Annotated in this window: 10 protein-coding genes; 1 reads left to right on the plus strand and 9 read right to left on the minus strand. The window is 64.2% G+C overall.

Annotated features, from left to right (window positions below; genetic code table 11):
* Positions 1-52: 52 nt before the first annotated feature.
* The 8 genes from AC0L21_RS10460 to AC0L21_RS10495 all read right to left on the minus strand — a co-directional run bounded on the left by AC0L21_RS10460 (position 53) and on the right by AC0L21_RS10495 (position 7,954).
* A complete protein-coding gene (locus AC0L21_RS10460) occupies positions 53-322 on the minus strand; it encodes a GlsB/YeaQ/YmgE family stress response membrane protein (RefSeq protein WP_007605178.1) in 270 nt (89 codons plus the stop codon).
* 95 nt (positions 323-417) lie between these two features.
* Positions 418-1,395 carry an ABC transporter ATP-binding protein gene (locus tag AC0L21_RS10465; protein ID WP_473260941.1) on the minus strand — a complete coding sequence of 326 codons (978 nt, stop codon included), beginning with the start codon at positions 1,393-1,395 and terminating at the stop codon, positions 418-420.
* On the minus strand, positions 1,392-2,807 hold the full coding sequence (locus tag AC0L21_RS10470) for an amidase (RefSeq protein ID WP_473260944.1): 1,416 nt from the start codon (positions 2,805-2,807) through the stop codon (positions 1,392-1,394). The genes AC0L21_RS10465 and AC0L21_RS10470 overlap by 4 nt, the downstream gene beginning before the upstream one ends.
* A complete protein-coding gene (locus AC0L21_RS10475) occupies positions 2,804-3,001 on the minus strand; it encodes a hypothetical protein (protein ID WP_473260946.1) in 198 nt (65 codons plus the stop codon). The genes AC0L21_RS10470 and AC0L21_RS10475 overlap by 4 nt, the downstream gene beginning before the upstream one ends.
* Positions 2,998-4,059 carry an ABC transporter ATP-binding protein gene (locus AC0L21_RS10480; RefSeq protein WP_473260949.1) on the minus strand — a complete coding sequence of 354 codons (1,062 nt, stop codon included), beginning with the start codon at positions 4,057-4,059 and terminating at the stop codon, positions 2,998-3,000. Before AC0L21_RS10480 ends, AC0L21_RS10475 begins: the two co-directional genes overlap by 4 nt.
* Positions 4,060-4,061: 2 nt before the next feature.
* Positions 4,062-4,964, minus strand: a complete 903-nt coding sequence (locus AC0L21_RS10485; protein WP_473260951.1) for an ABC transporter permease — start codon at positions 4,962-4,964, stop codon at positions 4,062-4,064.
* A gap of 183 nt (positions 4,965-5,147) precedes the next feature.
* Entirely contained in the window at positions 5,148-6,101 is a 954-nt protein-coding gene (locus AC0L21_RS10490; protein WP_473260953.1) for an ABC transporter permease, read from the minus strand.
* Between the two features lie 194 nt (positions 6,102-6,295).
* Positions 6,296-7,954 carry an ABC transporter substrate-binding protein gene (locus AC0L21_RS10495; protein WP_473260955.1) on the minus strand — a complete coding sequence of 553 codons (1,659 nt, stop codon included), beginning with the start codon at positions 7,952-7,954 and terminating at the stop codon, positions 6,296-6,298.
* A gap of 210 nt (positions 7,955-8,164) precedes the next feature.
* Between AC0L21_RS10495 and AC0L21_RS10500 the strand changes: the two genes are divergently transcribed.
* Positions 8,165-9,760 carry an ABC transporter substrate-binding protein gene (locus tag AC0L21_RS10500; protein WP_473260957.1) on the plus strand — a complete coding sequence of 532 codons (1,596 nt, stop codon included), beginning with the start codon at positions 8,165-8,167 and terminating at the stop codon, positions 9,758-9,760.
* Between the two features lie 183 nt (positions 9,761-9,943).
* On the opposite strand, the gene AC0L21_RS10505 is transcribed toward AC0L21_RS10500, so the two are convergent.
* Entirely contained in the window at positions 9,944-12,175 is a 2,232-nt protein-coding gene (locus AC0L21_RS10505) for a CHASE2 domain-containing protein (RefSeq protein ID WP_473260961.1), read from the minus strand.
* Between the last annotated feature and the right edge of the window lie 132 nt (positions 12,176-12,307).

Raw genomic sequence — 12,307 nt, forward strand, 5'->3', positions numbered from 1 at the left:
TCTCCCCGGGCGGGGAGAGGTCAAAAGTTCGATCAATTGAACTCGGGCGCCATTAGAACCGGCCGCCGCCGCGGACCAGCCGCACCACCAGCAGCAGGATGACCGCGCCGATCGCGGAATAGATGATCTCCGAGATCAGTCCGGTGCCGATGTGAATGCCAAGCTTCGGAAACAGGAAGCTTGCCACCAGCGCGCCGGCGATGCCGACCACGATGTCGCCGATGATGCCGAACCCGGTTCCGCGCACCACCTTGCCGGCCAACCAACCAGCCACCAGGCCGACGAACAGGATGACAAGCAGGCCTTCATTGGAAATGTACATAAGTGAGGTCCCTCTCCGTGAACGGTTCCATGGAAGCGGAACCGGGATGAACGAGGTCTGAATGCTGTTCCCCGCTCGCCGCTTGGAGTCCAAAATCACGACAGTGCGGTGACCGGCTCCGCCAGCACGCACCGTGCCGCCCGGCCCGGCCCGACCTCCACGCTCCCAGGCAGCTGCTCCAGACAGCGCGGCTGGGCTACGGCGCAGCGGGGCGCAAAGGAGCAGTTGTGCGGCTTCTCGCCGAGCGACGGCGGGGTGCCGGGGATGGTCTCGAGCCGCTGTCCCCGCTTGGCCCCGTGGACGGTCGAGGCGAGCAGACCCTTGGCGTAGGGATGCACCGGCGACCGGACGATGTCGCGAAGCGTGCCCTGCTCCACGATCTGGCCGGCATACATCACCGCGACCCGGTCGCAGATCTCGATGGCGACCCCGATGTCATGGGTGACGAAGATAACGGACATGCCGAACTCGCGCTGCAATTCACGCAACAGCAGCAGGATCTGGATCTGCACGGTAGCATCGAGCGCGGTGGTCGGCTCATCCGCGAGCAATATCTTGGGACGACAGGCGAGCGCCAGCGCGATCATGGCGCGCTGACGCATGCCGCCGGACATCTCGTGCGGATAGGCATCGAGCCGGCGTTTTGCGGAAGGAATGCGCACGACATCGAGCATTTCGAGTGCGCGCGCCCTGCCCTCCGCATACGACTTGCCCTCGTGACGCACCACGCTTTCGGCGATCTGCGCGCCGATGGTGTAGACCGGGTCGAGCGCGAGCGCCGGCTCCTGAAAGATCATCGACACGGTCTGGCCGCGGAACGACGACAGTTGCTCGTCGTTCATGGCGAGCACGTCGCGGCCCATCACGTTGACCTTGCCCGTGATCTGCGTGCGCTTCTTCGGCAACAGCCGCATCAGTGCACGCAAGGTCACGCTTTTGCCCGAACCGGACTCGCCGAGCAGGCCCAGCACCTCGCCGTCGCCGAGCGAGAGGCTGAGATCGTTCACGGCATAGACCGTGCGCTCACCGGTGAAGCGGATATTGAGGCCTGAGATCTCGACGAGCTTTGTCATGACGGTAGTTTCGGCAGCCGAGCGTGGTAGTCGGTGGCGCGCTGGAACGCGGCGCCGATGGTGAGCAGCGTCGCTTCATCGAACGAGCGGCCGATCAGCTGCATGCCGATCGGAAGACCGCTTTTGGTGAAGCCCGAGGGCACCGTGAGCGACGGCAGGCCGAGGTAATTCACCGGACGGGTGAACAGCGTCAGCCGCTGCAACAGCGCCGGCGCATTCGGCCCGCCGCCAACGTCGCTCTCCTCGATCGTCGGCGCCGGCACGGGCGAAGCCGGTGCGATGATCGCGTCGACGCCAGCCGTGGCTGCATTGTGCGCGGCAAGTGCCGGCCCGCGCCAGCGCATTGCCTCAAGATAGGTGATGGCGGGGACGGCGAGCCCGTTCTGAAGCCGCATCAACACCTGCGGACCATAATCCTGCGGCCGCTCGATCATCCAGCGCTTGTGGAAGGCGGCGGCTTCGGCTGCAAGCACGAGTTGGCTTGCCGAGGACAATTGCCGCTGATCGGGCAGCTCGACCGTGACGATGTCGGCGCCCTCACGCTTGAGCAGCGCGATGGTCTCGTCCAGCACGCGCGCAACCTCGCCGTCGAGATCGTCGACATAGAAGGACGAGGGGACGCCGACCTTGAGGCCCTTCAGCGAGCCCTTGGTCGCGCCGACATAGTCAGACAGCGGCTCACGGCTCGCGGTCGAATCCTCGGGATCGGGGCCGGCCATCAGCGCCAGCAGCAGCGCGCAATCCTCGGCGGTGCGGGCGAGCGGGCCGACCGTGTCGAGCGACTGCGACAGCGGCATCGCGCCGGCGCGGCTGACGCGGCCGACCGTGGTCTTCAATCCCGTGACGCCGCAGAAATGCGCGGGCATGCGGATCGAGCCGCCGGTGTCGGAGCCAAGCGCGGCATAGGTCAATCGCGCCGCGACCGCCGAGCCGGAGCCGGACGACGAGCCGCCGGTAATGTGCGCCACGTTCCAGGGATTGCGCACCGGACCGTAATGGGCGTTATGGCCGGTCGGGCCATAGGCGAATTCGGCGAGATGCAACGTGCCGAGCCGAACCTGGCCGGCGTCCTTCAGCCGCTGCAAGGCAGTCGAGGTGACGGTCGGAACGAAATCGCGGCGGATCAGCGAGCCGCAGGTCGCGATGTGCCCTGCGTCGTAGTACATATCCTTGTGCGCGAGCGGCACGCCGTGCAACGGACCGCGGACTTCGCCCTTGGCGAGTTCGGCGTCGGCGGCATCGGCGGCCTTCAGCGCCGCCTCTGCCTCGATCGACATGAAAGCGTTGAGATGCGGCTGCCATTGCGCGATGCGATGCAGCAGCGCGCGCGTCACCTCATGCGAGGACACCTGCTTCATCGCGATTGCGCGCGCGACCTCGGTGAGCGTCATCAATGCAGGCTCGGTGCTCATTTCGAGACCTTGGCAGTCTGCGCGATCGGATAGAACGCGGGCTCTAGATCGAACGGCAACGTGCCGGCAATGGCCGCAAAGCCCTCGAAGGCCGGTCCGATGGAATTGGAGATGCGCGTCGCAATCTCATCGTCGACGGGAACACCTGCGACCTGTGCCGTCGCCTTGATCTCTTTTGTCGTCGGTCTCGTCATGCGGTTTCCTCCTTCGGCGCGCGGCTATGGCCTGAACCCGGGATCGCCATGTAGCACGCGGCCTCATGGCCCATATTATCCAGCGCGGTGAGTTTTGGTGTCGCATTTGCGCAGAGCGGCTCCGCAAACGGGCAACGGGTATGGAAGCGGCAGCCCGAGGGTGGATCGATCGGATTGGGCGGATCGCCCGTGATCGGCGGCGTCTCGGTGCGACGATCCGGATCCGAAGACGGCATCGCGGCAAGGAGTGCGCGCGTATAGGGATGTGCCGGCTGGTCCCAGACCTCGTCGACCGGGCCGAGCTCGACGACCTCGCCGAGATACATCACCAGCACACGATCGCTGATGTAGCGGACGACGTTGAGATCGTGGCTGATGAAGAGATAGGTCAGGCCGAACTCGCTCTTGAGATCGGCGAGCAAATTGAGCACCTGCGCCTCGACAGATTTGTCGAGCGCGGAGACCGCTTCGTCGAGAATCACTAGACGCGGCGATAGGGCCAACGCACGCGCGATGTTGACGCGCTGGCGCTGGCCACCGGATATCTCATGGGGGTAGCGGTTGGCGAAGTTTGCGGGAACCAGGCCCACCTTGCCCAGCAGCTCGCGCGCCAGCACGCGCGCAGCGCCGTCGGCCATACCGTGCACCTTTGGGCCGAAGGCGATCGATTCCTCAATTGTCAGGCGCGGATTGAGCGAGGCGTAGGAGTCCTGGAACACCATCTGCATGCCGCGGCGCAGCTCGCGCAGGGAGAGCGACTGGCCGACGCTCATGCCGTCATAGATGATGTCGCCGGTGTCGCGCGGCATCAGATGCATGAGCAGCCGCGCGGTGGTCGATTTGCCGCAACCGGACTCGCCGACGATGCCGACGGTCTCGCCCTTGGCGACAGAGAAGGAAACATTGTCGACGGCACGCACGGTGCGCTTTGCGGCGAACAGGCCGCCTCGCACCGGAAAATGCTTGGTCAGGCCGTTGACCTGAAGCAGCGGTTGGGCGACGCCGCCGAGGTCTTCGATCGGCTCCAGCATCGTGACGGACGCGTTGGTTTCGCTCATGGCTAGTTCCTGATGTCCATGGCGCTGCGCAGGCCGTCCGAGAGCAGGTTGAAGCAGATCGAGACCGCGAAGATCATCGCACCGGGGAGCGCGGCGACCCAGGGATTGACATAGATCGCGGTCCGCAAGGTATTCAACATCAGGCCCCATTCCGGCTCCGGCGGTTTGGTGCCGAGACCCAGGAAGGACAGGCCTGCCGCGAGGATCATCGAGACCGAGATGAGGCTGGTCGCATAGACGAAGATCGAACCGAGCACATTGCCGAGGATATGCACGCGCATGATGGTGAATGGACCGGCACCGGAGGCGCGCGCGGCATCGACGAAGTCCATGTTGCGCACGCCCGTCGTGACGCTTTCGGCGACGCGGGTGATCTGCGGCACGAACACGACCGTCAACGACACGATGGAATTGAGGATGCCCGCGCCCAGCGCGCCAGAGATCGCGATCGCCAGCAGCACGGACGGAAAGGCATAGAACACGTCGATCGTGCGCATGATCGCGGTGTTGAGCTTGCCGCCGACATAGCCGGCAACGAGGCCGAGCGACGTGCCGATGCAGAAGGCGAGGATCACGGGCAAAATGCCGATGAGAAGCGACAGCCGGCCGCCATAGATCAGTCGCGCCAGCATGTCGCGACCGAGCTCGTCGGTGCCGAGCGGGTAGCCTGATGTGCCGATGTGCCGAAGGCGCCGGATCATCGAGCCCTTGTACGGATCTTCCAGACCGAGCCACGGCGCAACGATCGCGGACAGGAAGATCAGCAGCAGCACCAGCGCGCAGACCATGCTGACCTTGTCGCGCCGGACACGACGGCCCACGGTCGCCCAATAGCCGCGCGCCTTGGTCGCGGGCGCGGACTGAAGCGCGGCGTCGGAGGTGACGGAGAGCGGAAGATCGGTCATAGCCGCACTTTCCGATGTCGTCCCGGCCTAGTGCGCAATTGCGCACGGAGGGGCCGGGACCCATAACCACGACCGGCCATTTGGCGAGGACTCGTCGTTGCCGTCTCGTTCCACAACCACCTTTCGGGGTTATGGGTCCCGGCCTTCGCCGGGACGACACTGAATGTGTGGCACCTCATCCCGCTAACCCCGCTTGATGCGCGGGTCGATCGCGGCTTGCGCGATATCGACCAGCAGATTGAGGAAGACGAAGAACAGCGCCAGGATCAGGATCGTGCCCTGGAGCAGCGGCAGGTCGCGCTGGAAGATCGCCGAGTTGAGCAGGAAGCCCGAGCCCGGCCAGGAGAACACGGTCTCGATCAGGATCGAGCCGCCGAGCATGTAACCGAGCTGAAGTCCCATCACCGCGAGCGCGGTGGGCGCGGCGTTCTTGATGACGTGGCGGAACCCGCCGCGCTCATGCAGGCCCTTTGCACGCAGCGCCTCGACGAAATCCTGGCTGAGAATGTCGCCGGTCAGCGCGCGCACCGTGCGGGTGACGATGCCCATCGGGATCACCGAGGTCGTGATCGCCGGCAGCACGAGATATTGCAAATGCGCCCAGTCCCAGGCCCAGGCGGCCGAGCCGCCGGGTCCGGCGCCGACGGCGGGCAGCCAGTTCAACTGGACCGAGAAGATGATGACGAGCACCATACCGAGCCAATAATGCGGCACCGAAACGCCGGCGATGGCAAACGACGTCGCCAGCTTGTCGATCCAGGTTTCGCGGAAATAGCCGGCGATCAGGCCGAGCAGGATGCCCATGGTGAAGCCGATGATCGCCGCCGCAATCGCCAGCGTGACGGTGTTGCTGACCGCACGCATGACCTCGGCCAGCACCGGGCGGCCCGTGGCGATGGAATTGCCGAGATCGCCATGAAGCGCGCGGAGCAGCCAAAGCCCGAACTGCACCGGCAGCGGGCGGTCGAAACCGTAGGCGGTGCGGAGCTGCGCGGCGAGCTCCTGCGAGGCGTCGGCCGGCAGCACGGCCACCAGCGGATCGCCCGGCGTGATGTGCACGAGCAGAAAACACACCAGCGCGACGCTGATGACGATCGGAACGACGTAGACGATGCGTCTGGCGATATAGGCGAGCACTGAATTACCTGACGGGATGTCGCACGAATGGGTGCGCGGGCTACAGTAAGGGACGCACGATGAGAGGGTTCCCTCCCCCCTTGCGGGGGAGGGTTAGGGAGAGGGGTGGCCACACAAGGACCGCCCGTGTGAACCCCCTTCCCCAACCCCCTCCCCACAAGGGGGAGGGGAGCCCTATCAGCGTGCTCTCCTCACTAGTTCATCGACACCAGCGAGAAGTCGATGAACCAGCTCTTCGGCTGCACGACGCCCGTCACCTTCGGGCTGATGGCACGGGGGCCGACGTCGTGGGCGACATAGAGGAAGGCTGCGTCGTCGACGGAGGCCGCGTGCAGTTCGGCGAGCGCGGCGTCACGCGCGGCGGGATCGAAGGTCTGCCGCGCCTTCTTCACGAGCTCGTCGAACTTGGGATTGTTGATGAAACCCCAATTGTTCGAGACCGGCGGGGCCATGCCCGATTGCAGGAAGCGCACCAGCGCGAAGAACGGATCCATCGCCGCGTAGGTGACGTTGGTCGCGTTCGAGCCGTTGGCGCTGGGGTCCTTGGCGCCGCGGCGCCAATTGGTGAACAGCGTATTCCACTCGATGACGTCGAGCTGCACATCAAAATAGCATTCGGCCAGCGCCTGCTGCAGATATTCGTTCATCGGCAGCGGCTGCATCTGTCCCGAGCCGGACGCCGAGGTCTGGGTCTTCACCGTCAGCTTCTTGTTCGGGCCGAATCCTGCCTCCTGCATCAGCTTCTGCGCAGCAGCCTTGTCGTACTTGATCTCGAAGGTCGGCTTGCCGCGCCAGGGATGGCCGGGCTCGAAGGTGCCGGTCGCCGGCACCATCAGCCCCGCGAGCAGGCCATCCTTGAGGCCTTCGCGATCAACGCAGAGGTTTGCCGCCTTACGCACGCGGATGTCGTTCCATGGCGAGCCCTCGACGCGCGAGAACTGCCACGGCCAGACATGCGGCTGCTCGTTGGCGTAGAGCTTGAAGCCGCGCTGCTTTAATTCGGGCAACGCGTCCGGCGCCGGTGCCTCGACCCAATCGACCTGCCCGGAGAGCAGCGCCGCGGTGCGCGCATTTGCTTCCGGCATCGGGAGGAGCACCATTTTGTCGACCTTGGGCACGCGGTCCTTGTTCCAGTAGCTCGCATTCTTGACCAGCTCGAGCCGCTCGCGCGGGGTGAACGCGGCCATCTTCCACGGGCCGGTGCCCGCGGCGTCCTTGGCAAACGCGGTCCACGCGGCCTGCGATTTCGCCTTGGCGTCAGCGCCTTCCGCCTTTTCGTAGAAATGCTGCCACTTCGCCGGGCTCGCCATGAAGAGATTGGTGAGGTTGATCGGCAGGAAGCTGTCGGGCTCCTTGGTGGTGAGCTCGACCGTCATGTCGTCGATCTTCTTCGCCGACGCCAGCGTCGGCATGCGCGAGGCCGTGACGCCGACCTGGCTGGCGTCGAATTGCGGCGCGTCCTGCTTCAGCACCTTCTCGACATTCCACACCACGGCGTCTGCATTGAACGGTGAGCCGTCATGGAAGGTGACGCCCGGCCGCAGCTTGAAAGTCCATTTGGTCTTGTCGGCATCGTCGACCTTCCACTCGGTGGCAAGGCCGGGAATCACCACGCTCGCCTTGTCGGCCGAGGACAGATCCCAGCCGGTCAGCGCGTCATACATGGTGAGGCCGGTGAAGCGGTTGCCCTCAAAGCCCTGATCGGGCTGGCCCAGCGTGCGCGGAATGTCGGCGGCAGTCATGGCGATGCGCAGCACCGTTTCGGCACTGGCCGCGCGCGGCCACGCAGCCGCGCTACTGAGCGCCAGCAACGCGATCAGCGCCGCGCGGGTCTTGTTCTTATTGATAAGCATTGACTCAATCCTTTTCCGGCTTCGATGACTAATTTTGATGCAATCGTATGCAATGCCTATGCCAATGGGGAAACTTATTCTGCAAATTGCCCCTGCGACGACAAGTCCTTGTGATGACGCCTGGGTGAAAGCACCTTGCTGCCTATTCTGGCATCAAGATTGCAGGTTTGGCTCCGATTGTCCTTGAAGCCTTCCCTGGAGTTTTGGCCCATGCGTATCCGACTATCGACGTGTTTCGCCGTGCTTGTGCTGGCGTTGTCCGCGATTCCCGCGGGCGCCGAGACGGTGCTGCGCTACGGCATCTCGATGGCGGACATCCCGCTGACCACCGGCCAGCCCGATCGCGGCGCCGGCGCCTACCAGTTCACGGCCTACACCATCTACGATCCGCTCGTGGCCTGGGAAATGGACGTCGCCGACCGGCCGGGAAAGCTGGTGCCGGGACTGGCCACCGAGTGGAAAGTCGATGCCGAGAACAAGACCAAATGGCGCTTCACCTTGCGCAAGGGCGTGAAGTTTCACGACGGCAGCGAGTTCAACGCCGATGCCGTGATCTGGAATCTGGACAAGGTGCTCAACGACAAGGCGCCGCAATTCGACAAGCGCCAGAGCGCCCAGGTCAAGACCCGCCTGCCCTCGGTCGCGAGCTACGCCAAGATCGACGACTCCACGGTGGAGATCACCACCAAGACGGTCGATTCCTTCTTTCCCTATCAGATGCTGTGGTTCCTGGTGTCGAGCCCGACGCAATACGAGAAGCTCGGCAAGGACTGGGACAAGTTCGCGAGCCAGCCTTCGGGGACGGGCCCGTTCAAATTGACAAAACTGGTGCCGCGCGAGCTCGCCGAGCTCACGAAGAATCCGGATTACTGGAACAAGAAGCGCATTCCCAAGGTCGACAAGCTCGTGCTGGTGCCGATGCCGGAAGCGCTGACGCGCACCAATGCGCTGCTGGCCGGGCAAGTCGATCTGATCGAAACGCCGGCGCCGGATGCCGTGCCGCAGCTCAAGGCCGCCGGCATGAAGCTCGTCGACAACGTCACGCCGCATGTCTGGAATTATCATCTGAGCGTGCTGCCGGGTTCGCCCTGGACCGACATCCGCCTGCGCAAGGCGCTGAACCTCGCGATCGATCGTGAAGCCGTGGTGGGTCTGATGAATGGCCTTGCGAAACCCGCAAAGGGACAGGTCGATCCGTCGAGCCCCTGGTTCGGCAAGCCGAGCTTCGAGCTGAAATACGATGTCGCCGCCGCCAAGAAGCTGGTCGAGGAAGCCGGCTACTCCAAGGCGAAGCCGTTGAAGGCCACCTTCATCATCGCACAGGGCGGCACCGGCCAGATGCTGTCGCTGCCGATGAACGAATTCTTGCAGCAGAGCTTCAAGGAGATCGGCATTGACATCGATTTCAAGGTCGTCGAGCTCGAGACACTCTATACCCACTGGCGCAAGGGCGCGGCCGACGAGATGAACGCAGGCATTACCGCCAACAACATCGCCTACGTCACCTCCGACCCGCTCTACGCCATCGTCCGCTTCTTCCATTCGAGCCAGATCGCGCCGGTCGGCGTCAACTGGGGCGGCTATAAAAATCCGAAGGTCGACGCACTAATCGACGAGGCCAAGCAGACCTTCGACAGCACCAAGCAGGACGAGCTGCTGGCGCAGGCGCACGCGCTGATCGTCGACGACGCCACGCTGGTATGGGTGGTGCACGACACCAACCCGCACGCGCTGTCGCCCAAGGTCAAGCAGTTCGTGCAGGCGCAGCACTGGTTCCAGGACCTCACGACGATCGGGGCGGAGTGAGGCGACGGCTCAACCCTCTGCCGTCGTCCTGGCGAAAGCCAGGACCCATAACCACCGAATTCGTTTGGCAAAGATTGGTGGTTGGCCGCTCGCCGTAACGACTTCTGCCTGGGGTAATGGGTCCTGGCCTTCGCCAGGACGACAGCGAGTGTGTGGTTAGCTTCAAACCGCGCATCTGCTCCGCTACTTCGTCAGCAGCGCATAGGCCCCGGTCCAACCCTCGGCCGGTGGATTGACCTGGAATTCCTTGATGCGCACTTCATAGAGCTTGAACAGCTTTTCCAGCGTGTCGGCATCTTCGCTCCCGCGGCCGCGTTCGATCGCGTCCAGCGCGCCCTGCCAGTCGCGGCTGCGGTAGCAGGCGAGCATTTCGATGGTGACGTTGCGCAGCCGCTGGAACGCGCCCGAATGCATCACGTCCGCGCGGCCGGCGATGGCGTAGATCACTTCCGGCTCGGTCTTGCCCTTGACCATGATGAAGTCGAGCTCGAGAATCGCGAACTTGTCCTTGGCCGCGAGCGCGGTCCTCGAGCCGACGATAATGGGAAAGCCGTACTCCTTCGACTGGCCTTCGAGGCGCGACGCCAGGTTGACGCTGTCGCCGAGCACGGAATAGTTCTTCTTCAGGTCGGAGCCCATGTTGCCGACCACGCCGATGCCGGTGTTGAGACCGATACCGACATTGAGCGGGATGTAGACGTGGCCGCCATCGATGGCTTCCTGCTCGCGGTCCTTGTTCACCGCGTCGATCTTCTCCAGCATCTGGATCGCCGCCTCACAGGCGTTGACCTCGTGCTCGGCATCGTCGAGCGGCGCGTTCCAGAACGCCATGATGGCGTCGCCCATATATTTGTCGATATAGCCCTTCTGATCGATGATCACGTCGGTCAGCGGAGTCAGGAAACGGTTCATCAGCGCGATGAGGCCTTGCGGATCGTGCTTGTAGGTTTCCGATATGGTGGTGAAGCCGCGCACGTCGGAGAACATGATCGTCATTTCGCGCTCCTCGCCGCCGAGGACGAGCTTTTCCGGTGACTGCGCGAGTTGCTCGACCAGCACCGGCGACATGTATTGCGCGAACATGCCGCGGATCTGCACGCGCTGCCGCTGCTCGCGCACGAAGCTCGCGAAGATCAGCGTCAGATAGATCGCGGTGGTCGAGAGCAGCGGATACGTGAAGTCGATCAGATAGCGGTGCTGCGCATAGAAGAACCAGGACACTCCGATCAGGATCGCGGCGAAGGTCGCGCCGGCGAGCACGAGGCGGACCGGTCCGAGGTTCGGCGTGAAGATGATGACGAGCAAGCCGATGACGAGCGCGGCGAGCAGCTCGACGCCGAGCGCATAGTTCGGCTGGGATATCACCGCGCCGCTCAGCACGCTCTCCAGCACCTGGGCGTGGATCTCGACGCCAGGCATGTTCGAGGACACCGGCGTGGTCTTGATGTCATTGAGCCCAACCGCGGAGGTGCCGATCAGCACCAGCTTGCCGGCGATCTTGTTCGGCGGCACGGTATTGTCGAGCACGTCGGCAGCCGAGACGTAGATCGAGGGATCCTGGCGCGCATAATGCACCCAGAGCTGACCGTTCCTGTCGGTTGGGATCTCCACGCCCTTGAGACGCACGGCCCGCACGCCGGTCTTGTCGGTCCGAACCAGCAGCGTCGGCGTGCCCGTGACGACGCGCAAAATCTCGAGGCTGAGCGAGGGCATGACCATGCCCTGGGCGCGCATGATCATCGGCACGCGTCGGATCAGGCCGTCGCGCTCGGTCTTGATCGAGAACAGGCCGCGGCCGGCCGCGACCTTCTCGATCTCGGGCACGTTGCGCAACAGCCCGGGAAATTCGAACAGGAAGCGTTCAGCGCCCTCCTCGCCGACCGTCGCGACGCCGGTGAAGGGCAGCGACTTGTCGACCTCGGACGAAATCGCCCGCTGCCCGGTCTCGCCCAGGATCACGCGCGAGCGCTTGATCGCTTCGGAGAGGATCTGGTCGTTGCTCGGCAGCTCGCGCAGCCTGGCGCGGGTGGCGTCGTCCAGGTACCGCATCTGGCTCGCGACCAGATCCGGATTGAGCCGATCAGCCTCCGAGAACACGACGTCGAAGCCGATCGCGACTGCCCCGTGACTGGTGAGGTTCTGGATCAGGTCGGCGATCCGCGTCCGCGGCCACGGCCACTGGCCAAGCCTGGCGAGGCTCTTGTCGTCGATGTCGACGATCGTGACCGGCCGCGCCGCCTTGTGGCGCGGATCGATCAACTGAAACATGTCGAAGGTGCGCAGCCGCAGTTCCTGGATCGGCGGCGGATCCCAGAGGCGAGCGCCGGCAAATACGACGAGCAGCGCAAGGCACATCAGCCGCGCAAACCCCAACTTCCGCGCAAACCACCGCCGCAGGATCTTGAGACGTTTCATGGTGGCTGGACTTCCTGCCTCGCATCATGCCGTGCGCCGATCATGGAGCGCCGGCCCGCGATTGGCCATTCCTGAATGCGGAGGATTATGGATTTTTTGCCGCGGTCATGCCGCGGGCCGGTCGCGCGAAGG

The sequence above is a fragment of the Bradyrhizobium sp. WSM4873 genome (assembly GCF_055811355.1).

What these genes read in the sequence shown, in the direction of transcription:
- AC0L21_RS10500 (WP_473260957.1), top strand. Translation starts at nt 8,165, where the DNA reads ATGCGTATCCGACTATCGACGTGTTTCGCCGTGCTTGTGCTGGCGTTG.
- AC0L21_RS10470 (WP_473260944.1), bottom strand. Translation starts at nt 2,807, where the DNA reads ATGAGCACCGAGCCTGCATTGATGACGCTCACCGAGGTCGCGCGCGCA.
- AC0L21_RS10505 (WP_473260961.1), bottom strand. Translation starts at nt 12,175, where the DNA reads ATGAAACGTCTCAAGATCCTGCGGCGGTGGTTTGCGCGGAAGTTGGGG.
- AC0L21_RS10485 (WP_473260951.1), bottom strand. Translation starts at nt 4,964, where the DNA reads ATGACCGATCTTCCGCTCTCCGTCACCTCCGACGCCGCGCTTCAGTCC.
- AC0L21_RS10460 (WP_007605178.1), bottom strand. Translation starts at nt 322, where the DNA reads ATGTACATTTCCAATGAAGGCCTGCTTGTCATCCTGTTCGTCGGCCTG.
- AC0L21_RS10495 (WP_473260955.1), bottom strand. Translation starts at nt 7,954, where the DNA reads ATGCTTATCAATAAGAACAAGACCCGCGCGGCGCTGATCGCGTTGCTG.
- AC0L21_RS10475 (WP_473260946.1), bottom strand. Translation starts at nt 3,001, where the DNA reads ATGACGAGACCGACGACAAAAGAGATCAAGGCGACGGCACAGGTCGCA.
- AC0L21_RS10465 (WP_473260941.1), bottom strand. Translation starts at nt 1,395, where the DNA reads ATGACAAAGCTCGTCGAGATCTCAGGCCTCAATATCCGCTTCACCGGT.
- AC0L21_RS10480 (WP_473260949.1), bottom strand. Translation starts at nt 4,059, where the DNA reads ATGAGCGAAACCAACGCGTCCGTCACGATGCTGGAGCCGATCGAAGAC.